This is a genomic window from Streptomyces sp. Y7 (genome assembly GCF_043195415.1).
Lineage (GTDB): Bacteria > Actinomycetota > Actinomycetes > Streptomycetales > Streptomycetaceae > Streptomyces.
This window is the reverse complement of record NZ_JBIDDQ010000023.1, coordinates 82,019-108,444: the sequence shown is the minus strand read 5'-3', so window position 1 is coordinate 108,444 and position 26,426 is coordinate 82,019. Positions and strand designations below refer to the sequence as shown.

Annotated in this window: 23 protein-coding genes; 19 read left to right on the top strand and 4 right to left on the bottom strand. The window is 70.8% G+C overall.

Annotated features, from left to right (window positions below):
- Position 1: 1 nt before the first annotated feature.
- Both ACGFW6_RS36065 and ACGFW6_RS36060 read left to right on the top strand, forming a co-directional pair.
- On the top strand, positions 2-2,065 hold the full coding sequence (locus ACGFW6_RS36065) for a discoidin domain-containing protein (RefSeq protein ID WP_393519784.1): 2,064 nt from the start codon (positions 2-4) through the stop codon (positions 2,063-2,065).
- A 19-nt stretch (positions 2,066-2,084) separates the two neighbouring features.
- Positions 2,085-2,681, top strand: a complete 597-nt coding sequence (locus ACGFW6_RS36060; protein ID WP_359097860.1) for a TetR/AcrR family transcriptional regulator — start codon at positions 2,085-2,087, stop codon at positions 2,679-2,681.
- A 47-nt stretch (positions 2,682-2,728) separates the two neighbouring features.
- Here the strand turns inward: ACGFW6_RS36060 and ACGFW6_RS36055 are convergent, their stop codons facing one another.
- Entirely contained in the window at positions 2,729-3,868 is a 1,140-nt protein-coding gene (locus ACGFW6_RS36055; RefSeq protein ID WP_393519781.1) for an acyltransferase family protein, read from the bottom strand.
- Positions 3,869-4,092: 224 nt separating this feature from the next.
- Between ACGFW6_RS36055 and ACGFW6_RS36050 the strand changes: the two genes are divergently transcribed.
- Together ACGFW6_RS36050 and ACGFW6_RS36045 are read left to right on the top strand one after the other, a co-directional pair.
- Entirely contained in the window at positions 4,093-4,758 is a 666-nt protein-coding gene (locus ACGFW6_RS36050; RefSeq protein ID WP_393519778.1) for a hypothetical protein, read from the top strand.
- Positions 4,759-4,967: 209 nt separating this feature from the next.
- Complete coding sequence (locus ACGFW6_RS36045) at positions 4,968-5,615, top strand: class F sortase (RefSeq protein ID WP_393519775.1); 648 nt, start codon at positions 4,968-4,970, stop codon at positions 5,613-5,615.
- A gap of 15 nt (positions 5,616-5,630) precedes the next feature.
- Here the strand turns inward: ACGFW6_RS36045 and ACGFW6_RS36040 are convergent, their stop codons facing one another.
- Complete coding sequence (locus tag ACGFW6_RS36040) at positions 5,631-6,050, bottom strand: hypothetical protein (protein WP_393519772.1); 420 nt, start codon at positions 6,048-6,050, stop codon at positions 5,631-5,633.
- 203 nt (positions 6,051-6,253) lie between these two features.
- On the opposite strand from ACGFW6_RS36040, the gene htpG reads away from it, so the two are divergent.
- Both htpG and ACGFW6_RS36030 read left to right on the top strand, forming a co-directional pair.
- Complete coding sequence (gene htpG / locus ACGFW6_RS36035; RefSeq protein ID WP_393519769.1) at positions 6,254-8,164, top strand: molecular chaperone HtpG; 1,911 nt, start codon at positions 6,254-6,256, stop codon at positions 8,162-8,164.
- 133 nt (positions 8,165-8,297) lie between these two features.
- A complete protein-coding gene (locus tag ACGFW6_RS36030) occupies positions 8,298-8,708 on the top strand; it encodes a VOC family protein (protein ID WP_393519766.1) in 411 nt (136 codons plus the stop codon).
- 16 nt (positions 8,709-8,724) lie between these two features.
- Here ACGFW6_RS36030 and ACGFW6_RS36025 read toward each other — a convergent pair whose 3' ends face one another.
- Positions 8,725-9,249: a hypothetical protein gene (locus ACGFW6_RS36025; RefSeq protein ID WP_393519763.1), complete on the bottom strand. Its 525-nt coding sequence runs from the start codon at positions 9,247-9,249 to the stop codon at positions 8,725-8,727.
- A gap of 259 nt (positions 9,250-9,508) precedes the next feature.
- Between ACGFW6_RS36025 and ACGFW6_RS36020 the strand changes: the two genes are divergently transcribed.
- The 7 genes from ACGFW6_RS36020 to polX all read left to right on the top strand — a co-directional run bounded on the left by ACGFW6_RS36020 (position 9,509) and on the right by polX (position 19,015).
- Positions 9,509-11,116, top strand: a complete 1,608-nt coding sequence (locus ACGFW6_RS36020; RefSeq protein ID WP_393519760.1) for a Y4yA family PLP-dependent enzyme — start codon at positions 9,509-9,511, stop codon at positions 11,114-11,116.
- Complete coding sequence (locus ACGFW6_RS36015) at positions 11,113-12,435, top strand: pyridoxal-phosphate dependent enzyme (RefSeq protein WP_393519758.1); 1,323 nt, start codon at positions 11,113-11,115, stop codon at positions 12,433-12,435. The genes ACGFW6_RS36020 and ACGFW6_RS36015 overlap by 4 nt, the downstream gene beginning before the upstream one ends.
- A 4-nt stretch (positions 12,436-12,439) precedes the next feature.
- The gene (locus tag ACGFW6_RS36010) at positions 12,440-13,657 is read left to right on the top strand and encodes an aminotransferase class V-fold PLP-dependent enzyme (protein WP_393519755.1); all 1,218 of its coding nucleotides are present in this window, start codon (positions 12,440-12,442) and stop codon (positions 13,655-13,657) included.
- 94 nt (positions 13,658-13,751) lie between these two features.
- Entirely contained in the window at positions 13,752-14,516 is a 765-nt protein-coding gene (locus ACGFW6_RS36005; RefSeq protein ID WP_393519752.1) for a class I SAM-dependent methyltransferase, read from the top strand.
- A 171-nt stretch (positions 14,517-14,687) separates the two neighbouring features.
- Complete coding sequence (locus ACGFW6_RS36000) at positions 14,688-15,815, top strand: GNAT family N-acetyltransferase (protein WP_393519750.1); 1,128 nt, start codon at positions 14,688-14,690, stop codon at positions 15,813-15,815.
- Between the two features lie 157 nt (positions 15,816-15,972).
- Positions 15,973-17,214 carry a DegT/DnrJ/EryC1/StrS family aminotransferase gene (locus ACGFW6_RS35995; RefSeq protein WP_393519748.1) on the top strand — a complete coding sequence of 414 codons (1,242 nt, stop codon included), beginning with the start codon at positions 15,973-15,975 and terminating at the stop codon, positions 17,212-17,214.
- 64 nt (positions 17,215-17,278) lie between these two features.
- Positions 17,279-19,015 (top strand): DNA polymerase/3'-5' exonuclease PolX, encoded by a 1,737-nt coding sequence (polX, locus tag ACGFW6_RS35990; protein ID WP_393519746.1) that lies wholly within the window; start codon positions 17,279-17,281, stop codon positions 19,013-19,015.
- A gap of 13 nt (positions 19,016-19,028) precedes the next feature.
- Here the strand turns inward: polX and ACGFW6_RS35985 are convergent, their stop codons facing one another.
- A complete protein-coding gene (locus ACGFW6_RS35985) occupies positions 19,029-20,210 on the bottom strand; it encodes a flavin-dependent monooxygenase (RefSeq protein ID WP_393519743.1) in 1,182 nt (393 codons plus the stop codon).
- 299 nt (positions 20,211-20,509) lie between these two features.
- Here ACGFW6_RS35985 and ACGFW6_RS35980 point away from each other — a divergent pair, with 299 nt between their 5' ends.
- The 6 genes from ACGFW6_RS35980 to ACGFW6_RS35955 all read left to right on the top strand — a co-directional run bounded on the left by ACGFW6_RS35980 (position 20,510) and on the right by ACGFW6_RS35955 (position 26,424).
- The gene (locus ACGFW6_RS35980) at positions 20,510-21,625 is read left to right on the top strand and encodes a Gfo/Idh/MocA family protein (RefSeq protein ID WP_393519740.1); all 1,116 of its coding nucleotides are present in this window, start codon (positions 20,510-20,512) and stop codon (positions 21,623-21,625) included.
- On the top strand, positions 21,622-22,539 hold the full coding sequence (locus tag ACGFW6_RS35975) for a PmoA family protein (RefSeq protein ID WP_393519737.1): 918 nt from the start codon (positions 21,622-21,624) through the stop codon (positions 22,537-22,539). Before ACGFW6_RS35980 ends, ACGFW6_RS35975 begins: the two co-directional genes overlap by 4 nt.
- Positions 22,533-23,285 carry a cupin gene (locus ACGFW6_RS35970; RefSeq protein ID WP_393519734.1) on the top strand — a complete coding sequence of 251 codons (753 nt, stop codon included), beginning with the start codon at positions 22,533-22,535 and terminating at the stop codon, positions 23,283-23,285. The genes ACGFW6_RS35975 and ACGFW6_RS35970 overlap by 7 nt, the downstream gene beginning before the upstream one ends.
- A gap of 69 nt (positions 23,286-23,354) precedes the next feature.
- Positions 23,355-24,638, top strand: coding sequence for an ABC transporter substrate-binding protein (locus ACGFW6_RS35965; protein WP_393519731.1), 1,284 nt, complete (start codon positions 23,355-23,357; stop codon positions 24,636-24,638).
- Entirely contained in the window at positions 24,635-25,567 is a 933-nt protein-coding gene (locus tag ACGFW6_RS35960) for a carbohydrate ABC transporter permease (RefSeq protein ID WP_393519728.1), read from the top strand. The genes ACGFW6_RS35965 and ACGFW6_RS35960 overlap by 4 nt, the downstream gene beginning before the upstream one ends.
- Entirely contained in the window at positions 25,564-26,424 is an 861-nt protein-coding gene (locus ACGFW6_RS35955) for a carbohydrate ABC transporter permease (RefSeq protein WP_393519725.1), read from the top strand. The genes ACGFW6_RS35960 and ACGFW6_RS35955 overlap by 4 nt, the downstream gene beginning before the upstream one ends.
- The last annotated feature ends 2 nt before the right edge of the window (positions 26,425-26,426 follow it).

The window sequence follows — 26,426 nt, the reverse complement described above, 5'->3', positions numbered from 1 at the left end:
TGTGACCACTGCCGGACGCCCGTACCGCAGACGCAAGAACGTCACCGTGGTGTCGCTCCTCCTGCTCGTGCTGTCCATCGCGCTCGGACCCACCCCGAGTTCGGCGGCCGGCGCCAACTGGTGGGACCCGGCATCGCGGCCCGCGCCGGACTCCCAGATCAACGTCACGGGGGAGCCCTTCACCGGGACCGACGCCAAGGGCGAGGTCCGCGGCTTCGTCGACGCGCACGACCACATCTTCTCCAACGAGGCCTTCGGCGGCCGTCTGATCTGCGGTAAGCCGTTCTCCGAGCAAGGTGTCGCGGATGCCCTCAAGGACTGTCCCGAGCACTACCCCGACGGGTCGCTCGCCATCTTCGACTTCATCACCAACGGCGGCGACGGCAAGCACGACCCGGTCGGCTGGCCCACCTTCAAGGACTGGCCCGCCCACGACTCGCTGACCCACCAGCAGAACTACTACGCCTGGGTCGAGCGGGCCTGGCGCGGCGGCCAGCGCGTCCTGGTCAACGACCTCGTCACCAACGGTGTGATCTGCTCGGTCTACTTCTTCAAGGACCGCAGCTGCGACGAGATGACGTCGATCCGGCTCCAGGCCAAGCTGACGTACGACATGCAGGCCTTCATCGACAAGATGTACGGCGGCACCGGAAAGGGCTGGTTCCGGATCGTCACCGACAGCGCACAGGCCCGCCAGGTCATCGAGCAGGGCAAGCTGGCGGTCATCCTCGGCGTCGAGACCTCCGAGCCCTTCGGCTGCAAGCAGATCCTCGACATCGCGCAGTGCAGCAAGGAGGACATCGACAAGGGCCTCGACGAACTGCACGCGCTGGGCGTGCGCAGCATGTTCCTGTGCCACAAGTTCGACAACGCCCTGTGCGGCGTCCGGTTCGACTCGGGCGGGCTCGGCACGGCCATCAACGTCGGCCAGTTCCTGTCGACCGGCACCTTCTGGAAGACCGAGACCTGCAAGGGTCCCCAGCACGACAACCCGATCGGCAACGCCACGGCGGCCGAGGCCGAGAAGGAACTTCCGGCCGGCGTCGACGTCCCCTCGTACAACGCGGACGCGCAGTGCAACGTCCGAGGGCTCACCGATCTCGGTGAGTACGCCGTACGGGGCATGATGAAACGCAAGATGATGCTGGAGATCGACCACATGAGCGTCAAGGCCACCGGCCGGGTGCTCGACATCTTCGAGTCCGCGTCCTACCCCGGCGTCCTGTCCTCGCACAGCTGGATGGACATGGACTGGACCGAGCGGGTCTACGGCCTCGGCGGCTTCATCGCCCAGTACATGCACGGCTCCGAGGGCTTCATCTCGGAGGCGAAGCGCACCGAGGCCCTGCGCGACAAGTACGGGGTGGGCTACGGCTACGGCACCGACATGAACGGCGTCGGCGGCTGGCCAGGCCCGCGCGGCGCGGACGCCCCGAACAAGGTCACGTACCCGTTCAAGAGCACCGACGGCGGCTCGGTCATCGACCGGCAGACCACCGGGCAGCGCACCTGGGACCTCAACACCGACGGCGCGGCCCACTACGGCCTCGTCCCGGACTGGATCGAGGACATCCGCCGCGTCGGCGGCCAGGACGTGGTCGACGACCTCTTCCGGGGCGCCGAGTCCTACCTCGACACCTGGGCGGCCTCCGAGGGCCACGAGGCGGGCGTGAACCTCGCCCGCGGCGCCGGCACCGCGGCCAGCTCCTCCGAGTGGAGCCTGTTCACGAGCTACCAGCCGGGCCGGGCCGTCGACGGCGACGGCGGCACCCGCTGGGCCAGCGACTGGAGCGACGACCAGTGGTTCCAGGTCGACCTCGGCTCCACCCGCCTGGTCAAACGGGTGACCCTCGACTGGGAGCGCGCGTACGGTAAGGCCTACCGCATCGAGCTCTCCACGGACGGCGTGAACTGGCGGACCGCCTGGTCCACGACCGCCGGTGACGGCGGCCTGGACACGGCCAGGTTCACCGGCACCCCCGCCAGATACGTACGCGTCCACGGCCAGCAGCGCGGCACCGAATGGGGCTACTCCCTCTACGAGGTCGGCGTCCACAGCAGCTGACACCCACGAGAGGGACTCCATGGCACGGTTGCCGTCCGCCGAGCGGCGGCGACAGCTCACCGAAGCGGCGATCAGGGCGATGGCCCGGGACGGCGTCCCCAGGACGACCACCCGGTCCATCGCCGCCGAGGCGGGCGTCTCGCTGAGCGTCTTCCACTACTGCTTCGACTCCAAGCAGGAGCTGATCGAGTCCGTCATCACCACCATCACCGGGCACTACGTGACCCTGGTGAAGGACGCGCTGCGGCCCCGGAGCACCCTCGAGGAGACCGTCCGGGCGGGATTCCAGGCGTACTGGGACCACGTCCGGGCCCACCCGGACGAGCACATGCTCACCTATGAGCTGGCGCAGTACGCCCTGCGCCAGCCCGGATTCGAACACCTGGCGCGCCGGCAGTACGAGCTGTACGCCGAGACCTACGCCGACCTCATCGACCAACTGGGCCGGACGATGGGCCTGCGCCTGCGCGTCCCCGCCCCCGTGCTGGCCCGCTACCTCGCCGCGATGACCGACGGGCTGACCCTGAACTATCTGGTGCTGGGCGACGAGGGGGCCTGGAACGACATCCTCGACACGGTGACCTCGCACATCACGGGACTGGTGAGCGAGCCCTGACAGGCGTCAGGCCCCGCGCGACAGAGGTCAGGCCCATGCGACAGGCTTCAGGCCCGGGCGGCAGCGGTCCGATCCCTGTCCGGTATATCCGTCTTGTCCGGCTTATTCGTCTCGTTCGGCTTGTTCGGGTCGGTGCGGAACAGCCACCGCATCTCCGGCTCCAGCACGCCGCGCAGGGCCCGCCGGACGAGCGGGGTGCACAGCACCGTCACGACCGCCGCCGCCACGAGGGTGACGGCGACCGCGCCGAGCGGCCGGTGGATCCAGGCGGGGTCGTACCAGCCGCCGTACTTGGAGTACTGCGCGACGAAGCCGTGCAGCAGATAGCCGTACAGCGTGCCCGTGCCGAGCACCGTGCACCACATCCGCCGCCCGGGCACCCAGGAGAGGAAGCAGGCCACCAGCGCCAGCGAGCAGACGAACAGGACCGGCGTCATCACCACCCCGTACCACTGCGGCGCGCCCAGCTCCTCCGCGCTGTCGCGGTGGTAGAACCAGCCGCCGGTCATCCGCGGCACCGCCCAGTACGCCACCACGAAGGCGCCGGCGAACACGGGTACGGCAGCGATCCGCACCGCGCGGCGCCGGACCAGCCGGAAGTGCTCCGGCTTCAGATACAGCCCCAGCACGAAGTACGGCAGGAACTGAAGGGCGCGCTGGAGGTCCAGGTCGTTGCCGATGGAGGGCGAGAGCGTGGCCAGCATCGCCACGATCAGCGCGAGTGGCAGCGCCAGGCGCACCCGCTTCCACAGCGGAGTCGTCAGCCGCCACACGAACAGCGCCACCAGGAACCACGTCAGATACAGCGGATCCAGCAGGCTGATCGGGCGGTCCGGCTCCTGATCCGTCCACCGGGTGAACAGGGTGTAGGCGGTCTCGAAGACCACGTACGGCACGATCAAGCCGGTGACCAGGCGTTTCAGCTGGTTCGGACGGGCGTCGAAGCTCCGCGAGAAGTAGCCCGAGATGATGATGAACGCCGGCATGTGAAAGGCGTACACCAGCATGTACGCGGCGGAGACGGTGCGGCTGCCGTCGCGCAGCGGTTCCCACGCGTGTCCCACGGCCACGAGGACGATCGCCGCGTACTTGGCGTTGTCGAAGAACGCGTCCCGGCGCTGCGAAGGCGCAGGTGACGGCCCTGCGGGGCGATCGAGGGCGGCGGCTGTGGCGACGGGATACGACATCCCACGCGTCTCACCGCTTCGGCGCGGGGCAAACCTCCGCGGGTGAAGCCGGTGCCCCGAGCGGCGTGGCGGGTGGACATAGGGCCGTCAGGGTGTGGTCGTAACCCGTGTGATCGCTTCGAATGGTGCGTCCGAAAGACATGACTGACGGTGGATCACGTCAAGGTCTGGCTCCAGTGGTGATGAAGCGTCAGCCGCCCAGGCCGTGACGGAAGGATTTACCTATGCGCTCTGTTCGCATGCTGCTCGCCACCGCGACGGCCACGGCCGCGCTGGCGATCGCGCCCGCCGCCTACGCCGTCACCATGGGTGACTGGGACCCGGAGGAGAGCTCCCACAGCAAGTCCGAGGACCACAGCAAGTCCGAGGACCACACCAAGTCCGAAGAGCACGGAAAGTCCGAGGACCACACCAAGTCGGAAGAGCACGGCAAGTCGGAAGAGCACGGAAAGTCCGAGGACCACGACAAGTCCTACAGCAAGGAGCACGAGGAGGAGAGCGACCACGACGGACCGCGTGGCGCGATCCACACGGGTGGCGGAGCCCTTGCCGCCGTGACCAACGGTGACGACTGGGGCGGTGACAAGGACCCGAAGCACGACCCGGACAGCTACCGCAGCAAGGAGGGCGGCCCCGAGAAGAGCTGGGGCGGTGGCGAGGAGGACCACGGGAAGGACTCGTGGAAGGGCGACGAGGAGGACTCGTGGGGCGGTGACAACGACGAGGAGTCCTGGCGCTCCGGGCACGACAAGCCGCACGGCGGGATGCACACGGGCGGCGGCGGCCTCGCCTCGTCGGGTGTGACCGCCGGTGGGCTGGCCGCGCTCGCGGTCGCCGGTACCGGTATGTACGTCGTGCGCCGCAAGAAGGCCTCCGGAACCACGGCCTGACCATGCCCGATGACATAGCCGCTGTGGCCGCCGCGCGTGCGCCGCGCGTCGCGGCGGCCCCGTCGGTTGTTCCCCCGAATGTGTTCGCTGCCGTGCCCGAGTGAGGTGGTTGCCCGATGCCCGCCGGCCGTCCCCCTTCCCCCGACACCGATCCGGCCCCGCCCGACGCCGCTGGTTCCGCCACTTCGCGGCGGATAAGACGGGTGGCCATGGCGACGTTCTGGAGCGCGGTCGCCGTGACGGTCCTGGCGGTCACCCTGAGCGGCGGCGACGACTCGGCGTCCGAAGGGAACGGCGTCCCGCGCGCCTCCTCGCACGAACGGCAGGCCCCCGGCGCGAACGAGTCGCACGCCCCCTCGCGGGAGAGGGCGACGTCCCCCGACTCACGCCCCGTGGGCAAGCACCTGCCCCGCGCCCGGCCGCTCAGGCTGCTCATCCCCAAGATCTCGGTCAACGCGCCCTTCACCGACCTCGCCATCGGCCGGGCCGGCCGGCTCGAACCCCCGCCGGCCGACAACACCAACCTCGTCGGCTGGTACGCGGGCGGGGCTTCCCCCGGTGAGCCGGGCACGTCGATCATCGCCGGGCACGTCGACACGGCGACGTCGGCCGCCGTCTTCGCCAACCTCAGCGGGCTGGCGAAGGGCGACCGCTTCCAGGTGGTCCGCTCCGACGGACGCAGCGCGTCCTTCGAGGTCGACAGCGTGGAGACCTTCGACAAGGACACCTTCCCCAGCGCCCGCGTCTACGCCGACAGCCCGCGGGCCCAGGTCCGCCTCATCACCTGCGCGGGCGACTACGACCGAGAGGTCAAGGACTACACCGCGAACCTGGTGGTGTTCGCCCACCTCGTGTGACCCACGGGCCGCGACTCAGCACTGCGGAAGCTGCGACTTCCAGGTGCCCGGGCCGCCGGTGTCCAGGTACCAGTCGTTGACGTAGCCCCAGGACCTGGGTGTGGAGACCTGCATCCAGTAGCGGTAGCCGTGGCCGTCGGCGTCCGGGTCGCCCGTGGTCCAGCAGGACAGCTCCAGCCACTGCCCGTTGCCGTAGCGGGCCACCTCCCCCGCGCCGTAGCGCGGTTCGGTGCGCATGACCAGGGCCGAGCCCGGGGCGATGCCGATCACCCGGGCGCAGCGCGCCGGGTCGCCGGGTCCGGCGCCGGGGCAGGGGCGCGGGGCGGCCTGGGCGGGCGCGGCGGTGAACAGCCCGGCTCCGGCGAGCAGGACGGCGGCCGCCCCCGTGACGGCCGCCGTCCTGTGCCGGGTCGGGAGCAGGCGTGAAGTGGGCATCGGCTCCTCCGTTCGATCGTGCCGATCGTCGATGCCCCTCGACCTTGGCAGCGAACGGGGCGGGAGACAGCCTGTGTTGTCTCAGGGTGACGGGGGGCCGGGCGGGCGGGGGCTCTGCCCCGATCGCCGCACTCCGCGCTGACCTCGTGTCTTACAGTGACTGCGACCAGTTCCGGAGTCGACCTGTGAGGTAGTCGCGAACCATGCCGACCGAGACGTTTGAGTTTCAGGTAGAGGCCCGTCAGTTGCTCCAGCTGATGATCCACTCGGTGTACTCGAACAAGGATGTCTTCCTGCGCGAGCTCGTCTCCAACGCCTCCGACGCGCTGGACAAGCTGCGTCTGGAGAAGCTGCGGGACGACACGTTGGACGCCGATGTGTCCGACCTGCACATCGAGATCGACATCGACAAGGAGGAACGGACCCTCACGGTCCGGGACAACGGCATCGGGATGTCGTACGAGGAGGTCGGCCGGCTCATCGGCACCATCGCCAACTCGGGCACCGCCACCTTCCTCCAGGAGCTGAAGGAGGCCAAGGACGAGGGCGGGGCCGAGGGCCTCATCGGCCAGTTCGGGGTCGGCTTCTACTCCGGCTTCATGGCGGCGGACGAGATGACCCTGGTGACCCGGCGCGCCGGCGAGAGCCAGGGCACCCGCTGGACGTCGCGCGGCGAGGCCACGTACACGCTGGAGACCGTCGACGACGTGCCGCAGGGCACCTCGGTCACGCTCCACCTCAAGCCCGCCGACCCGGAGAACCAGCTCCACGACTACACCTCGCCCTGGAAGATCAGGGAGATCGTCAAGAAGTACTCCGACTTCATCACCTGGCCGATCCGGATGGACCAGGAGACGGGCGAGAGCGACGGCGACGGTGCCGAGGCGCCCGGTCCCGAGACGCTGAACTCCATGAAGGCCCTGTGGGCGCGCTCGCGCGAGGAGGTGTCCGACGACGAGTACCACGAGCTGTACAAGCACATCAGCCACGACTGGCGCGAGCCGCTGGAGACGATCCGCCTCCAGGCGGAGGGCACCTTCGAGTACCAGGCCCTGCTCTTCGTGCCCTCGCACGCCCCGCACGACCTGTTCACGCGGGAGTACAAGCGCGGTGTCCAGCTCTATGTGAAGCGCGTCTTCATCATGGACGACTGCGAGGCGCTGCTGCCGCCGTACCTGCGCTTCGTCAAGGGCGTCGTCGACGCGGCCGACCTCTCGCTCAACGTCTCCCGCGAGATCCTCCAGCAGGACCGGCACATCCGGATGATGCAGCGCCGGCTGACCAAGAAGGTCCTGTCCACGGTCAAGGAGATGATGACGAAGGAGGCGGAGCGCTACGGCACGTTCTGGCGGGAGTTCGGCACGGTCCTGAAGGAGGGCCTGGTCACCGACTCCGAGAACAGCGACGCCATCCTCGCCGTCGCCTCCTTCGCGACCACGCACTCCGACGACGAGCCGACCACGCTCGCGCAGTACGTCGAGCGGATGAAGGACGGCCAGGACGACGTCTTCTACATCACCGGCGAGTCCCGGCAGAGCATCGAGAACTCCCCGCACATGGAGGCGTTCCGGGACAAGGGCATCGAGGTCCTGCTGCTGACCGACCCGGTCGACGAGGTGTGGGTCGACACGGTGGGCGAGTACCAGGGCAAGCGGCTGCGGTCCGTCGCCAAGGGCGAGATCGACCTCGACGCCGAGGGCGACGAGAAGGCCGAGGGCGAGCGCGCGAAGCAGGCCGAGGAGTACGCCGGACTGCTCGGCTGGATGGGGGAGCAGCTGGGCGAGGACATCAAGGAAGTGCGTCTGTCCACGCGGCTCACCGTCTCCCCGGCCTGTGTCGTCTCGGACGCGCACGACCTGACGCCCGCCCTGGAGAACATGTACCGGGCGATGGGCCAGGAGGTGCCGGCGACCAAGCGCATCCTGGAGCTCAACCCCGAGCACCTGCTGGTGAAGGGCCTGAACCAGGCGTACAAGGAGCGTGCGGACCGCTCGGCGCTCGTCGAGTCCGCCGAGCTGCTGCACACCCTGGCCGTGCTCGCCGAGGGCGGCCAGCCGAAGGATCCGGCGCGCTTCGTGAAGCTGGTGGCGGACCGTCTGGAGCGCACGCTCTAGCCGGTGCCGGGGACCGTCCGGAGCGCACGCTCCGGACGGGTCCGTGCCCCATGTGGCCGTGAGCGCGGGCCGTTGTCAGTGGCCCGCGCTACTTTCCTTGCAGTCGGCTTCCGGCCCTACGCATGGAGGATCCATGGCCTCGCGTCTCAACCCGTACATCACCTTCGCCGGCGACGCCCGTCAGGCGCTGGAGTTCTACAAGGAGGTCTTCGGCGGCACGCTGAACCTCAACACCTACGCAGAGTTCGGCCAGAAGGACAGCCCGCTGGCCGACAAGATCATGCACGGCATGCTCGAAGCCCCCAACGGCTTCACGCTGATGTGCGCCGACACCCCGACGGACGACCACCGGCCCGGCAACAACATCTCGGTCAGCCTGAGCGGCGACGACGACGCCGAACTGCGCGGCTACTGGGACAAGCTGTCCGCCGGCGCCTCGGTGACCGTACCGCTGGAGAAGCAGATGTGGGGCGACGTCTTCGGGATGTGCACGGACCGCTTCGGCATCACCTGGATGGTCAACATCGCCGGACAGGGCGGCTGAGCGGACCGAGGGCCGCTCACTTCGGCAGCCAGGCGCTCAGGGCGTGGACCAGGCGGTCGAGGGCGGGCTCCTCGGCCGACAGGTCCGTCCTGACGGTACGTCCGCCGAAGCGGAGCGTGTACTGGAACAGGTCCGCGGCCTGCATGTTCTTCGTGAAGTCGGAGACGTCGTCCAGCGCCGGATCGCCGAGCAGCGTGCGCAGCTCGGTGAACTGCGCCGCGCTGGTGCGGTGCACCGCCCGCTCGCCCTTGTCGGTGGTGTGCACGGTGCCGTCGCCGCGCAGGGCGACCTCCTTCTGCACGCCCGCGAAGCCGCCGGTGACCTCCATGGTCACCAGCAGCTGATCCGGTCCGGTGACGGGGACCGGCGATGGATCGGGGGACCCCGAAGGGGGCGTCGAGGCGACCGCCGAGAGGGACGGCGAGGCGGACGTGGCGGTCGGAGCGCCGGCCGGCCCGTCCGTCCGCTCGGCCCCGGCCGCGCCCCGCTCGGAAGCGCAGCCGGCCAGTCCCAGCAGCCCGGCCACCATCACCACCGCCATCCGCCTACCGAACACAGCAACCCCGTCCGTGGATCGTGCCGACTGGAGTGTCCCTATCACGGAACGGGCCGTTCCGGGTCGAGCCGGCATCCGCGCGCCGGGCACCGGTGATTTTCGGCCCACCTGTTGACGTACCGCCCAGCAGTGCAGGTACGGGGCGTAAACCACCGGCCGCCGGGAAAGGAGCTATACGGCAAACCGCGGGGAGTGGTCGTCAGCGCCCGGAGTGTCGGGCCCGTAGCGCTGGGGAGGGCCGGGCATGGGCGGGCAGCCCTTGTATCTCGAACCGCGGCTGGAGTCGCGGCTGCGCTCCTTGGTGAACTCGCCGGAGCTGCTGCACACCCTCACGGACGCCCTCGGCTCACCCCTGAACGTGCTCGTGCCCGACCAACTCGCCGACAACCTGGAGCGGTTCCGCTCGGTGTACGGCAACCACCACCTCTCCGGCCAGGTGTTCCTCGCCCACAAGGCCAACCGCTCCAGCGCCCTGCTGCGCAGGCTCGCCGCCACGGACGCCGGTGTGGACGTCGCCTCGCTGGGGGAGTTGCAGCACGCCCTGGGCGCCGGACTCACCCCCGACCGGATCACGGCGACCGGCCCGAAGAACCCGGAGTTCCTGTGGCTGGCCGCCCGCACCTCGGTCACCGTCAGCCTCGACACGCGAGGCGAACTGGAACAACTCGCCACGCTGGTACGCACACACGCCCTGCCCCGCACTCGCGTGCTGCTGCGGCTGTCGGGGTTCGAGGGCTCCGGTGTGCGGGTGCTGACCCGACCCAGCCGATTCGGCACGGCCGTACGGGAGACGGCCCCGCTGCTGGACGCCGTCGAACGGCACGCCGACGTGCTCGACCTGGTCGGCGTGGCGTACCACCTGGACACGACCGGCCTGACCGAGAAGGCGCTGGCACTGGAGGGCTGTCTGCGGGTCCTGGAGGAGTGCCGCAGCCGTGGGCTCAGGCCGCGGGCCGTCGACATCGGCGGCGGTTTCGGCGTGAACTACCTTGCCGACGGCGGCCAGTGGGAGCGGTACACGACCGCGCTCACCGAGGCCGTCATGGGCATCCGCCCGCCCCTGACCTACGGCGGCCACGGCTACGGACTGCGCAACGAAGCGGGCACTCTGCGAGGCGCGCTCGGCCTCTACCCCGCCCACCGCCCCGTCGCGGCGGCCGGCTACCTCGACGAACTGCTCTCCCAGCCGGCCGCCTCCCTCGGCGGCCGCCCCCTGGCCGCCCTGCTCCTGGAGCACCTCTACGACCTGCACACCGAACCGGGCCGCGCCCTGCTCGACCAGTGCGGGCTGACCCTGGCGAAGGTGCTGGAAGTGCGCGACCAGGAGGCCGGCGGACCTCTGCACATCCGGCTGGCGGCGAAGGCCGACGACGTGGCGCTGGAGGACCACGGGGTGCTGATGGACCCCGTCGTCGTCCCCCGGGACCCGGCGAACGGCGGCGGCACGGCAATCGACGGCGGGCCCGGAACGCGGATCGCCACCGGGACGGCCTCCGGCATCGCCTCCGGGAGCGGTACGGGAATCGGGACCGGCACCGAAGTCCACGCCGTCACCCCGGCCGACTCCGCATCCGCAACCGCATCCGAGCCGATCGCCGCGTATCTCTTCGGCAACCTCTGTCTGGAGTCCGACCTGATCACCCGCCGCACGGTCTTCCTGCCCCGCCGCCCCGCTCCCGGCGACCTCTTGGCCTTCGCCAACACGGCCGGCTACTGCATGGACTTCCACACCACCCGTGCCCAGCACCAGCCCGTCGCGCGCAAGGTCGCCGCCTGGCAGGAGGGCGGCAGATGGCGCTGGTGCCTGGACGACCAGTACTGGCCGACCACACCCGTGGGGGGAGCTCAGTGAGGTACGACAGCATCACCGACGCCATCGGCAACACACCGCTGGTGCGCATCGACCCGGCCGTGCACGGCCTGAGCAACATCGACCTGTACGCCAAGCTGGAACTGCTCAATCCCTTCGGGTCGGTGAAGGACCGGGCCGCCTGGAACATGGCACGACCGCACCTGACAGCCGCCGTGCCCGAAGAGGGCGGCCAGGTCGTGGAGCTGTCGAGCGGGAACACCGCCAAGGCCCTCGCCGTCCTCGCGGGCATGCACGGCCTGACCTTCAAGAGCGTCACCAACCGGATGCGCATCCCGGAGATCAAGGACCTGCTCCTGCTGCTGGGCGCGGAGATCGAGGAACTGCCCGGCCAGAGCGAGTGCCTGGACCCGACCGCCACCGACGACCCGCTCACCCAGTTCCACCGCGCGCTCTCCGAGCCCGGCAGCACCTTTGTGCACACGGACCAGTACTTCAACCCGCGCAACACCGAGGCCCACTTCACCGGCACCGGGCCGGAGATCGTCAAGGACCTCGACGGCCGGGCGCCGGACTGGTTCATCGCCTGCGTGGGCACCGCCGGCTCGTCGACCGGGGTCGCCCGCGCCCTGCGCGAACACGACCCCGCCGTACGGGTCGTCGGTCTGGTCGCCGCCAAGTCGGACTTCGTCCCCGGTATCCGCACCATCGACGAGGCGCACGAGGTCGGCCTGTTCGACCCCGGCACCTACGACACCATCGAGTCGGTCAGCGCCGACGAGGCCATCGAGGGCATGCTGACCCTCAACCGCCGCTGCGGCATCCTCGCCGGACCCACCGGAGGCGCCGCCTACTTCGGTGCGGTACGTCAACTCAAGGACTTCGACGCCGAACTGACGGAGCGGCAGTCCGCCGTGTTCATCGTCTGCGACCGCGTCGAGAGCTATCTGAGCTACGTCCGCCACCGGCGCCCCGACCTCTTCGGCCGTCCGCGCCGCGGCAACTCCCCGGCCGACCTGACCGACACCGAGGTGCGCACGGCGCCCGTCATCGGTGTCAGCGACGCCCGGGCGTGGATCGCCACCGGCGAACCCCTCGTCGTGGACCTGCGGGGCCCGCACGCCTACGCCGCCCTGCACATCGACGGCTCGGTCAACATCGTCGACGAGCTCTTCGAGGAACTCCTGCACGGCGGGCTGCCGTTCAGCCACAACCGCCCGGTCCTGCTGGCCTGCCCGGTCGGTGAGAAGTCCGCCCGCTACGCCGCCCTGCTGACCCGGATGGGACACCCGGACGTGCGCAGCCTGACCGGCGGCATCATCGCCTGGCGCGACGCGGGCGCACCCCTGGTACGGGACTGAGCCCATGACCATGTCCAGGACAGACAGCCAGGTCCCCGCCACCGTCGAGGAGCTGGCCGAGTGGCAGCGCGCCCTGCGCGCCCAGTTCCCGATCATCACCGCACACCCGGAGCTGGTCTATCTGGACAGCGCGGCCACCGCCCAGAAACCGCAGGCGGTGCTGGACGCCGTCCACACCTACCTCACCACGACCAACGCCAACGCCGGACGCGGCACCTACACCTGGGCCAACCGGACCACCGCCCTGGTCGAGGAGGCCCGCGACCGCGTCAAGCTGTTCCTCGACGACCCCGCGCCCGAGCGCTCGGCGGTGCACTTCACCAGTGGGACCACCGCGGGCCTGCGCGGCATCGCCCGCGACTGGCTGCCGCGGCTGCTCACCGACGGGGACGAGATCGTCGTCCCCGTCGCCGACCACGAGGCGAACATCGCCCCCTGGCTGGAGGCCCAGCGGGAACTGGCCGGGCAGGGCGTGCACATCGGCGTGCGGCCGATGCCGTACCAGCTCGGGTCCGGCGACTACGACCACAGCGCGCTCGCCGAACTGGCCGGGCCGCGCACCCGCTTCGTCGCCGTCAGCCACGTCCACCACGTGTACGGCGCCAACATGAACGTGCACCGCATCCGCCGCGCGGTCGGCCCCGACGCGGTCATCTGTCTGGACGCCGCCCAGAGCGTCGGCCATCTGCCGGTGTCGGTGGCGGATCTGGACGTCGACTTCGTCGTCTTCTCCGGCCACAAGGCCATGGCCCTGCCCGGCACCGGCGTCGTCTGGGCCCGCGGGGCCCGCGGGCCGGAGTTCGCTCCGGGCGGCTGGGCGGGCACCCCCAACACCGTCGGTATCGCCTCCCTGACCGCCGCACTGGACTGGCTCGACACCGCGGGCACCGACCGGATCGAACGCTGGACCGTCGCCCTCGCCGCCCGGCTCACCGAGGGCCTGCGCCACCTCGACGCCTACGAGATCCTCGGCTGCCAGGCCAGCCTGGCCGCCGGCTCACCCGTGCAGCGGCGCCAGGGCATCGTCACCCTGCGCCATGACGCCATCGACTCCTCCGACCTCGGCTTCATCCTCTTCAGCCACGGCTTCATGGTCCGCTCCGACCAGCACTGCCAGGGCGGCGCGGGGGAGCGGACGGGATCCGTCCGGGTGAGCCTGCACATCCACAACACCGTCGAGGAGGTGGACCGGCTGCTGACCGTGCTTGCCTCCCTCGGGTGACGCGACCCCGTCCGGCGTAATGGGAACCGTTTCCACCTGTAAGGTCGCGCCGACAGGGTGAGTCGGGTGCGAGACGGCGAGGTGGCACGACCGGATGGGGCTGAGCCTGGCGACGGCGGAGCGATGGGTGCACCGCTGGGAACTCCAGCAACAGCGGTACGCCGTGGACCGCGAGGAGCGTTTCACGGTGATCGCCGATGTCGTCGAGCAGACCGTGGCGGGGCATACCACCAGGCCGCTCGTCGTCGACCTCGGCTGCGGACCCGGCTCGCTGGCGGCCCGGCTGGCGCGCCGGCTGCCGTTCGCGGACATCATGGGCGTCGACAGGGACCCGCTGCTGCTGGAGCTCGCCCGCACCCACCACGCGGACGCCGCCCGCTACGTCGACGCGGTCATCGGTGAGGAGGGCTGGACGCGCGCCCTGAACCTGGAGCGCCCGCTGGACGCCGCCGTGTCGACGACGGCTCTGCACTACCTCGGCCCGGACGCCCTGCACCGCCTCTACCGGCAGCTCGCGGCCCTGCTGCGGCCCGGCGGCGTCCTCGTCAACGGCGACCACTTCCCGCACGACGACACCGCGCTCGCCGCGCTCGCCGGATGCGTCGGCCGCCGGCACGCCGAACGCGGGCGGGTCCTGGCGCACGAGGACTGGGACTCCTGGTGGACGGCCGTGGCGGAGGACCCCGAACTGACCGACCTGCTCACGGAGCGCCGGCGCCGGCAGCCGGCCTCCGGCACCGGCTGCGCGGCGCACCTGCCGGTGTCCGCGCATGAACGACTGCTGCGCCGGGCGGGGTTCCGGCATGTCGGCGCGGTGTGGCAGTACGGCGACAGCCACGTGCTCGTCGCGATCCGCTGACCGGTCGGCGCCCCCCGGTCACCAAAGCACTGCTAAAGGATTCATCAGGCACCTTGACAGCGTGCGTACTGTTTCGCGACGTTTGAGCCTCGCCACAAAGTTCGACATGGGGGACACTGTGGCGACGCGCTGAAAAGCGCGACTTGGGGGGCATTGGGGGGAGCGGTCGCCATGCGGTCCACGAGCGCCATCACGATTCACAGACCCGAGGAGCTGAACGAGCAGCTGCGCCGGGCGTGGCACCGGGCGATGGAGGAATCGCCCGACTACGCCAACCCGTTCCTGGCACCGGAGTTCGCGCTGGGGGTCGGCAGGTACCGCAAAGGGGCGCGCGTGGCGGTCCTGCACGAGGGCGGGGAGGCCGTCGGCTTCTTCCCGTACGAGCGCAACGCCTACGGCGTCGGCCGGGCCATCGGCCTCGGACTGTCCGACTGCCAGGCCCTCGTGCACCGGCCCGGGGTCACCTGGGACACCCGCGAACTGCTGAAGGTGTGCGGGCTGTCCGTCTTCGAGTTCGATCACCTCGTCGAGGAACAGCAGCCGTTCGGCCCGTACGTCACGGGCACGTTCGCCTCACCCGTCCTCGACCTGAAGCCCGGCGAGGACGGCTATCCCGAGTGGCTGCGCGCCACGTACCCGGGGCTGGCCAAGACGACGCTGAAGAAGGAGCGGCGCCTCGGGCGGGACGCGGGCGAGGTGCGCTTCGTGTACGACGAGCGCGACCCGCGGGTGCTGCGTACCCTGATGCGCTGGAAGTCCGCCCAGTACCGCAGGACCGGACGGATGGACCGGTTCTCCAGACCCTGGATCGTCGACCTCGTCGAGCACCTCTTCCAGGTCCGCGAGGAGCACTTCACCGGCATCCTGTCCGTCGTGTACGCCGGTGACCGGCCCGTCGCCGCGCACTTCGGGCCGAGGTCGCGCTCGGTGTTCGCGGCCTGGTTCACCGCGTACGACCCCGAGTTCGGCTACTACTCGCCCGGACTGATGATGCACCTGAGGCTGGCTCAGGCCGCGGGCCGGGACGGCGTGACGCTCATGGACTTCGGGCGCGGCGAGAAGGAGTACAAGGACTGGCTGAAGACCCGTGAGCTGCGGGTGGCGGAGGGGTTCGCGGTGCGTCCGCACCCGGTGGCGGCGGCCCACCGGATGTGGCGCAGACCGGTGCGCGGACTGCGCAACACCGTCCTGGCCCACCCCCGGCTGCGGGAGCCCGCCGACCGGCTGCTGAAGACCGTCGGCACGCTGCGCACCTCCGGCCCGGCCCAGCCGCCGGGCGCGGGAGCCCGCGCCCGCTGAACCCACCCCGCCGCACGTCACGCGCGCCCGTCGGCGTCGTACCCGTGGCTCCGTGCGTTCCCGTACCCCTCGCGCGGCGGCCTCGAACGACGTTCGGGAGTGCGCACGGCCCGCTCCGGGCGACCCTTCGTCGGACCCTTCCACGGAAGAGGTGACCATGCCGTACGGATCGCGGCTCGCCGCGATGATGACACGGCGCATCGGACGCGAATGCGTCTACACGCCCTCGGCCCGACTGGCCCTGTACCTGGCGCTGCGGCGCTGGTGCCGGCCGGGCGGACGGGTGCTGATGTCCCCGGTGAACGACGACGTGATCCTCTTCGTCGTCCTCGCCGCCGGACTGCGCCCGGTACAAGCCCCCGTGTCCCAGTGGGACGGCAACATCGACCCGGCCGCCGTACCGGAGTCCACCTGGCGCGGCATCGACGCGGTCCTGACCACCAACCTGTACGGCCTGCCCGACCGCGTCGTCGAACTGCGGCGCCGCTGCGACCAGTTGGGCATCCCCCTGATCGAGGACGTGGCGCACGCGATCGGCACGCACGTGGACGGGCAGCCGATCGGCACCTTCGGGACGGCCGCGGCGTTCAGCCTGTCCAAGCACGTCGCGGCGATGGCGGGCGGCTTCCTCGCCGTCGACGACGCCCGCGCCCGCCGCGAGCTGGAGTTGCTGCGCGACGACCTGCTCGCCCCGCGCCGGCTGCGCGAGGACCTCGCCACCACGCTGCGCCCGCTGGCACGGTCCGCCGTCCGCACCTTCCGCCTGGTGCGCCCCGTGTGGCGCACCATGCAGCGCCTCGGCCTGCTGGAACGCGACGACTTCCGCATGGCGCTGCACGCGCCCCGCCTCGCCGGCAGCGCCCGCCACGCACCCAGCCTGAGCGCGTACGAACCCTGGGTCCGCGTCGACCTGCACGGCTTCCGCTCCCGCCACGGGGCCCTGGTGCGCGGACAGCTGGAACTGCGGATGGCGCTGCTCGACGGCGACCTGGCCCGCCGCAGGGCCGGTGTCTCGGTGCTGTCCGGCACCACCTGGGCCACGCCGGCGCTGCGCGAGGGGACCGCGCAGGAGGGCCCGCCCTCCCTCTTCCGGGTCCCGCTCCTGGTGCACGACCGCGACGCCCTCGTGGAGCGCCTGGTGAGCCACGGCGTGGTCGCGGGCTACATCTACGACCCGCCGCTCGACGACTACGCCGGAGCCGAGTTCGTCGAACCGTCCCCGTCGCCCGCCGCCGCCCGCTGGTTCGCCTCCCACACCCTGCCGGCCGACCCCCTGGCGGCCCGCAGGATCATCAACGCGCTGACGAAGGAGCGGGCGACCCCGGCCCACCCGCCGATGGCGGCCCAGCTGCCCGAACCCGACTCCACGGCCACTCCGCCCACGCCCCTGGGCCAGTAGCGCGGCGACACGGTCGGCCCGGCCGGGCTCGTCCGGCCGGCCCTCCCGTGCCTACCCTGGAGGCGTGGCACGGTCCAACGACGAGGTCGCCGCACTGCTCCAGGAGTACGCGGACCTGATCTCGATCACCGGCGGAGACGCGTTCAAGGTGCGCGTCTACGAGAAGGCCGCCCGGGCGATCGGCGGTCACCACGCCGATGTCTCCACGCTCGACGTGAAGGGCCTCAAGGAGATCCCCAACGTCGGCAAGTCGATCGCCGAGAAGGTCGTCGAGTACTTCGCCGAAGGCAGCGTGTCCGCCGTCGAGGAACTGCGTTCGAAGATCCCGGCAGGCGTCCGGCAGCTCACCGCGATCCCCACGCTCGGCCCGAAGAAGGCCCTCGTCCTCTACGAGGAACTCGGCATCTCCACCACCGAGGAACTCGCCGACGCCATCCACGAGGAGCGGCTGCGCGACCTGAAGGGCTTCGGGCCGAAGACCGAGGAGAACATCCTGCACGGCATCGGGCTGCTCCGGTCGTCCGGCGACCGGGTCCTGATCGACGTCGCGATGAGCCTCGCCGAGGACATCGTGGCCGAGATGTCGCAGGTGACGGGCTGTGAGCGGTGCGCCTACGCCGGATCGCTGCGCCGCGCCCGCGAGACGATCGGCGACATCGACATCCTGGTCGCGGCGAAGAAGGCGGCGCCCGTCATGCGGGCCTTCACCGAACTGCCGTACGTCTCGGAGGTCATCGCGCACGGGGAGAAGAAGACGTCGGTGCGCACCACCAAGGGACTCCAGGTCGACCTGCGTGTCGTACCGCCGGATTCGTGGGGCGCGGCCATGCAGTACTTCACCGGGTCGAAGGCGCACAACATCCGCACCCGGGAGATGGCCGTCCACCAGAAGCTCAAGCTGTCCGAGTACGGACTCTTCGACACCGAGACCGGAGAGAAGATCGTCTCCAGGACCGAGGAGGACGTCTACGCCCGCCTCGGTCTGCCGTGGATCCCGCCCACGCTGCGTGAGGACCGCGGCGAGATCGACGCCGGGCTGCGCGGGGAGCTGCCCGAGCTGATCCAGGAGAAGGACATCCGCGGCGACCTGCACACCCACACCGACCTCACCGACGGGCTCGCTCCGCTGGAGGAGATGGTCGCCGCGGCCGCCGAACGCGGCTACTCCTACTACGCGGTCACCGACCACGGCCCCGACATGGCCATGCAGCGGATGACCGACGAACGGATCCTCGCCCAGCGCGAACGTGTCCGCGCACTCGACCGGGAGTACGGCAGACGGGGCGGGCGCGGCGGTATGCGCGTGCTGCACGGCGCGGAGCTGAACATCGGCCCCGACGGCGAGGTGGACTGGCCGGCCGACTTCCTCGCCGGCTTCGACCTGTGCGTGGCGTCGGTGCACTCGCACTTCAACCAGGACCGCGAGGCGCTGACCCGGCGCATCGTCAGGGCCTGCGAGAACCCGCACGTGCACATCATCGGCCACCCCACGACCCGCCTCATCGGCAAGCGCCCCGCCATCGACGTCGACCTCGACGCGGTGTTCGCGGCCTGCGCCCGCACCGGCACCGCCCTGGAGATCAACTCCCACCCGGACCGGCTCGACCTGCGCGACGAGGACATCCTGCGGGCCCGTCGGCACGGCGTGAAGTTCGCCGTGGACAGCGACGCCCACGCCGTCGTCCACCTGGCCAACCTGCGCTACGGCGTGGGCACGGCGCAGCGCGGCTGGCTCACCAAGGACGACGTGATCAACGCCTGGCCACTGACCCGGCTGCGGCGCTTCCTCGCCAAGGGCTGACCGCGCCGGCGCACTACACGAAGGGCGTGCCCGGGTCGAGCCCGGACAGGACCCGGCCGTGTATCTCCAGACTGGTGGCGGGATTGACGAACGAGTGCAGGCTCAGCGCGTGCGCGTCCCGCACGGTCCGCTGGATGGGCACGTCCCGGTGCAGCGACGACGCCCCGGAGGCCGAGGCGAGCAGGTCCACCGCCTCCTTGCACAGCCGCGCCGCATAGCCGCTCTGCGCCCGGATCCTGGTCCGCTCCTCGGGCGTGTACGGCTCACCGGACGTCGCCCGTGACTCGATGACGGAGACGAATTCGGCGGTGAGCAGTTCGGCGCAGGAGATCTTCATGGCCGCCTCGGCCGCCTGGAGATGGGTGACCGTCGCCTCGTTCTGCCGCCGGTGGAAGGTGTAGGTGATGCCCCGTCGATGGCTGCGTTCGGTGAACTCCGCCAGGGCCGAGCGGGCCAGACCGAGCGCGTTGGGCGCCGTCCAGACGCAGAACAGCAGCAGGACGGGCATCCGGTAGAAGGGATCGTCGGCGTTGGACTTCGACGGGAACACGCCCGCGAGCAACGGCCCGATGGGCAGCACCCGGTGGGCCGGGACGAAAACATCCCGGGCGAGCACGCTGTCGCTGCCGGTGCCGGCCAGCCCCGACACGTACCAGTCGTCGAGGATCTCCAGCTCGGCCATCGGTACCGCGGTCCACAGCGTCTCGGGCGGTCCCTCGCCGGACTCCGGCTCCACCCGGACCGTCAGCAGATGCCAGTCGGCGTCGTGGCAGCCCGTCGCGAAGCCCGAAGTGCCGTTGACGAGGTAGCCGCCGTCCGTGCGGACCGCCGTCGCGTCGGGGACGAGGGTGCCGCCGACCTTCACGTCGGGGCCGGTGAAGATCTCGTCCTGCGCCTCGTCGGGGAAGAGCGCGGCGATGTAGGAGCAGCCGGCCTGGATCACGGTCTTGAACGCGGTCGAGCCGCACGACTCGGCGATCGCGGCCACCGCGTCGACCTGGGTGCGCAGCCCGCTCTGGTAACCGCCGTACCGCCGGGGGACGTTCATCCGGTGGATCCCGGCGCCCGTCAGCGCCGCGGCGACCTCGGGCACCACCCGCCGCTCCCGCTCGGTGCGCGGCGCCTGCTCACGCAGGAGCGGCCCGAGCGCTCGTACACGTGCGACCAGATCGGTGTCGGTGCCGGCTGCTGCCATGGGTGACCTCCCGGGCGCGACGAGTCATCACGGTGACGCGGATGCCGCACCCTGTCAACGCCGCCTGCCCGAAGCCGAGTTGAAGCGCCACGTGAGGCCCGGCCCTCGACGATCTTCGCCCGTTTGAGTGAGGGTCGGACAGGGGAGCGTGCGGAGCGTGGGCCGCGCCGAACGGGTTCGGCTTCACTCCCGTCGCCGCAGAGGGGTTGTCCTTACATTCCGTCCCTGCCTAGGGTCGCCCTCGAAGTGCAAGCGCTTTCTGAAGCGGGCTGTCCGCCGGCCGTCCGAGGAGATACCGCATGTCCCCAAGCTCCGCCCGCCGCCGCGTCGCCGTGATCGGCACCGGCGCCATCGTCAGCGGCAGTCACCTGCCCGCGCTGAGATCCCATGCCGACCGGGCGGAGCTGGTCGCCGCCGTCGACGTGGACCCGGCGCGGCTGGCCGCCTTCCGGGAGCTCGCGGGCGAGCAGGTCGCCGGGTACACCTCGACCGACGCCATGCTGGACGCCGTACGGCCCGACCTCGTCCTGATCGGCACCCCGCCCTCCCTGCACCGGGAACAGACGATCGCCGCGCTGGAGGCGGGCGCCTGGGTGCTGTGCGAGAAGCCGCTGTGCCTGTCGCTGGCCGAGTACGACGCCATCGCGGCGGCCGAGGAGGCGTCGGGCGCGTACGCGTCGGTGGTGTTCCAGCACCGCTACGGCTCCGGCGCCGTGCACGCACGGGAGCTGATCGCGAGCGGTGAGCTGGGCGCCCCGCTGGTCGCGCACTGCCAGACGACCTGGCACCGCGACGCCGCGTACTACGCGGTGCCGTGGCGCGGACGCTGGGGCAGCGAGGGCGGCGGGCCGACGATGGGGCACGGCATCCACCAGTTCGACCTGCTGCTGCACCTGCTCGGACCCTGGGCGGAGATGCGCGCCATGGCCACGCGCCTGGTCCACGACACCGAGAGCGAGGACGTCTCCACGGCCCTCGTGCGGTTCGAGAACGGCGCCCTCGCCACCGTCGTCAACAGCGTGCTGTCCCCGCACGAGGTCAGCCGCATCCGCATCGACTGCGCGGACGCGACGGTCGAGCTCACCCACCTGTACGGCCACCGCAACGACGACTGGGTCTACACCCCGGCCCCGCACGTGCCCGCCGAGCGGGCCACCGCCTGGCGCACCCCGGCCGCGGACGTGCCCAGTTCGCACACCGCACAGCTCGGCGCCGTCCTCGACGCCCGCGACAACGGTGTCCGGCCGCCCGGCAGCGGTCCGGACGCCCGGGCCACCCTCGACTTCGCCGCCGCCCTCTACAAGGCCGCGTTCACCGGGCACCCGGTGCACGCGGGCGAGATCGCACCCGGCGACCCGTTCTACCCGGCCATGCACGGAGACCACCCCCACTGGGCCCCCAAGGAGCGCGCATGAGCATCCGCGTCACCCACGCGCACGGCGACCACATCGCGGTGACGGCACCGAACGGCACCGAGATCCTCCGCTACGTCTACCGCCCCGACCCGGAGGCCTTCGAGTCCCGCAAGCCCTACGCCCACCCCGTACGGACTCTCGCCGGACACACGGTGACCGGCTACCGGCCGAGCGACCACCGCTGGCACAAGGGCCTGCAGATGACGGCGAGCCATCTGTCCGGCCAGAACTTCTGGGGCGGCAACTGCTATGTGCACGGCGAGGGTTACCTGCGGCTGCCCGAGCGGGTCGGCTCGATGCGCCACGACGGCTTCCCGGTGTTCGCCGTCGAGGACGACCGGCTGACCGTCGCCGAGGAACTCACCTGGGTCGAGCACGGCGGCGAGGAATGGGCGCGCGAGCTGCGCGGGCTGACCGTGCACTCGGTGGACGAGGAGGCCGGCGCCTGGGCCCTGGACTGGTCGATCCGGCTCACCAACACCCGTGCCGAGCCCCTGCGGTTCGGGTCCCCGACCACCGAGGGCCGGGAGCTGGCCGGATACACCGGGCTCCAGTGGCGCGGCCCGCGCGACTTCACCGGCGGGACCGCATTCGCGCCGGAATCCGACGCGGACGCCGACAAACTGATGGGCAGCCAGGGTCCGTGGCTCGCCTTCACCACCGAGCACGACGACGTCGACGGACACTCCACGCTGGTGTTCGCGCACGCTCCGGAGAACCTTCGGGCCCGGCACGAGTCGCACTGGTTCGTGCGCTCCGAACCGATCCCCACGGTCGCGTTCTCCTGGGCGTTCTTCGAGGAGTTCGAGCTGCCACCGGGCGAGTCCTTCGCGTACCGGTACCGGGTGGTGTTCGCCGACGGGGCCTGGGACCGGGAACGGGTGGCCGCACACCTGGAGGGAATGCCGTGGTGAAGCCGCACCTGCCGCATCCACTGCCGGGCGCCGTCGGTCTGTCCCACCTCAGCGCCTACGACTGGGAGGCCGCCGACGGCGTGTGCGGCGGCAGTCCGCATCTGCATCTGGTGTGCACCGAGGCGTACGTCGTCACCGGCGGCCGGGGTGCCGTCCAGACCCTGAGCCCCGACGGCTACCGGGACATCCCCCTGGAGCCGGGCTCGGTCGCCTGGTTCACGCCCGGGACCGTCCACCGTATGGTCCAGGGCGGCGATCTGCGGATCACCGTGCTGATGCAGAACAGCGGCCTGCCCGAGGCCGGGGACGCCGTCTTCACCTTCCCGCCCGAGGTGCTCGCCGACCCCGGGAAGTACGCGGCCGCCGCCGTACTGCCGCCCGGCACGGGCCCGGAGACCGCCGAGGCCGCCCGGCGCCGCAGAGACCTCGCCGTCGAGGGCTACCTGGTCCTGCGCGAGGCGCTCACCGCCGGGGACAACGGCCCGTACCTGGAGTTCCAGCGCTCCGCGGCCCGCCTGGTGCGGGCGAAGGCGGCCGACTGGCGCGAGCTGTGGAAAGCCGGAGCGCGGGCGGCGGCCGAGCGCACCGGCGCCCAGCTCGACGCGCTGGAGGCGGGCGAGCCGGCCTATCTCGGGGACGCCACCGCGCACGAGGCAGGGCCCACCAGGCTCGGCGGGTTCGGGATGTGCGGCCGCCGCGACGAGTACAACCTGCCGGGGACGACGCTGCCGTACCGCGGCGCCTAGCACCACTCGCTCAGGGGGGCAGAGTGGGGCCGTCAAGAAGAGCCCGAGGAGAAGAGAGGTGACCTCGGCATGCCCGGACACAGGACAAAGGGGTTCTGCGCTTCGGCCGCGGCACTGGCGCTCTGCGCCATGCCGGTGGGCTGCTCAGGATCCGGGGAGTCGGTCGGCGGCGGCAAGGTCGTGCTGCGCTACACGTGGTGGGGCAACCCCGACCGCGCGGAGCGCACCGAACAGGCCCTCGCCCTGTTCGAGAAACAGCACCCCGACATCCAGGTGCAGACGTCGTTCTCGGCCTACGACGCCTACAAACAGAAACTCGCCACCCAGGCCGCGGGCGGCGACGCCCCCGACGTGATGCAGCTCGACTACCGGCAGATCGACCAGTACGCCTCCGGCGGCGTCCTGCTCGACCTCGGTGAGCAGAAGGCCGTACTGCGCACCGGCGACATCGACGCGGGCCTCCTCGCCACCGGCCGGCTCGACGGCACGCAGTACGCCGTCCCGCAGGGCCGCGGCACCGAGACGATCGCCTACGACGTCAAGGCGTGGAAGGAGACCGGCGTACCGCTCCCGGACGGGAGCTGGACCTGGAGCGAATGGGCCGACACCATGCGGGCCCTGGCCGAGCGGACCGGCAAGCCCGGTGCCACCGACCCCGGCCAGAGCGAGGACTGCTTCGAGGTCTGGCTGCGCGGCCGGGGGAAGTCCCTCTACACCAAGGAGGGCGGACTCGGCTTCACCGCCGGTGACCTGACCCGCTGGTGGACCTTCACCGACGAGCTCAGGCGCGAGGGCGTCGTCTCGCCCGCCGAGCAGACCACCCAGCTCGACGGTTCCGTCGAGAACACCCCGCTCGGCCGCGGCGAGTCCCTGACCGACGCCAACTGGGACGCGCCGGCGAGCGGTTACCTCGCCCTCATACCGGGCGGCGTCGCGCTGGCGCCGATGCCCTCCGGCGAGGACGGCACCCCCGGCCAGTACTTCAAGCCGTCGATGTTCCTCGGCGTCGGCGCGGGCACCGGCCACCCGAAGGAGGCGGCCCGGCTTGTCGACTTCCTCATCAACGACCCCCGAGCCGCGAAGGTCCTCGGCGCCACCCGGGGCATCCCCGTCAACGACTCCGTCCGCAAGGAGACCGAGCCGCGGCTCAAGGACTTCGACAGGACGATCGCCGCCTACCAGAACTCCCTGGAGGGCACCCTCAAGGCCCCGCCGCAGGCTCCGCCCTCGGGCGACAACGCCCTGCAGACCACCTTCCAGCGCGACTACGACCAGGTGTCGTACGAGCGCATGTCGCCCCGCGAGGCGGCCGAGAACTACGTCACCGAGGCGAAGGCGGAGCTGCGGTCATGACCACCACCACGATGCCCGCGCGCCCCCGGCCCGCCGTCACCTCGAAGCGTCGTCCCCGGCGCGAACGGCAGGGCCCCGCCTGGGTGTTCCTGTCCCCCTGGGTGCTCGGCGCGGTCGTCCTGACCCTGCTGCCGATGGCCGTGTCGCTGTACCTGTCGTTCACCGACTACGACCTGTTCAACCCGCCGCGCTGGGTGGGCCTGCGCAACTACGTCCAGATGTTCACCGAGGACCCCCGCTACTGGCGGTCGGTGGTGACCACCCTGACGTACGTCGTCATCGCCGTGCCGCTGCAGCTCGCGCTCGCTCTCGTCGTCGCGCTCGCCCTGAAGCCCATGAGGCGCGGAAAGGCCTTCTACCGGTCGGCGTTCTACGCCCCCTCGCTGCTCGGCGCGTCGATGTCCATCGCCCTCGTCTGGCGCGCGGTCTTCAACGACGGCGGCACGGTGGACAACCTGTTCGGCACCGGCGGCTGGGTGAACCGGCCCGGCTGGGCGCTCCTGGCCGTCGCACTGCTGACGGTCTGGCAGTTCGGCGCCCCCATGGTCATCTTCCTCGCCGGACTCCAGCAGATCCCGGCCGAGCTGTACGAGGCGGCGGCCGTCGACGGGGCCGGTACATGGCGGCAGTTCCTGTCCGTCACCGTCCCCATGCTGTCCCCGGTGCTGTTCTTCAACCTCGTGCTCCAGACCATCCAGGCCTTCCAGGTCTTCACGCCCGCCTTCGCGATCGGCGCCGGCAAGGGCGGCCCCGCCGACTCGACCCTCGTCTACACGCTCTACCTCTACGACCGCGGCTTCGTCGCCTCCCACATGGGCTACGCCTCCGCCATGGCCTGGGTGCTGCTGATCGTGATCGGCGCCGTCACCGCGGTGCTGTTCCGCACCTCACGCTCCTGGGTCTTCTACGCCTCCGAGGGGGACCGATGACCGCGACCGCCGTCACCCGTAAGCCCGTTCGCCGGGGCCGGATCGCCCTGCACCTCGGCTGTCTGGCCGCCCTGCTGGTGATGCTGTACCCGCTGGCCTGGCTGCTGGCCACCTCGCTCAAGCCCGCCGACGAGGTCATCGCGAGCCTCGACCTGCTGCCCGGCCGTCTGGAGTGGTCGAACTACTCCACGGCCCTGGACGGCGTCAACGAAGTGTCCATCTGGCGGCTGCTGGGCAACTCGCTGCTGATCGCGGGTGGCGCGGTCCTCGGCAACGTCGTCAGCTGCTCCCTCGCCGCCTACGCCTTCGCGCGCCTGCGATTCCGGTTCCGGGGACCGCTGTTCGCGTTCATGATCGCCACGATCATGCTGCCGCACCACGCGGTGCTGATCCCGCAGTACATCATCTTCAACCAGCTCGGCCTGGTGAACACCTACTGGCCGCTGATCCTGCCGAAGTTCCTGGCGACGGAGGCCTTCTTCGTGTTCCTGATCGTGCAGTTCATGCGCGGTCTGCCGCGCGAACTGGAGGAGGCCGCCCGGATCGACGGCTGCGGCCCGTTCCGCAGCTTCTTCCTGGTGGTGCTGCCGCTCACCCGGCCCGCGCTGATCACCACGGCGATCTTCACCTTCATCTGGACGTGGAACGACTTCTTCACCCAGCTCATCTACCTGTTCGACCCGGACAAGTTCACGCTCACCCTCGCCCTGCGGTCGTTCGTCGACGCCTCCAGCACCTCGGCGTTCGGCCCGATGTTCGCGCTGTCCGTGATCGCGCTGCTGCCGATCGTGCTGTTCTTCCTCGCCTTCCAGCGTTTCCTGGTGGAGGGCATGGCCAGCTCCGGACTGAAGGGGTGAGC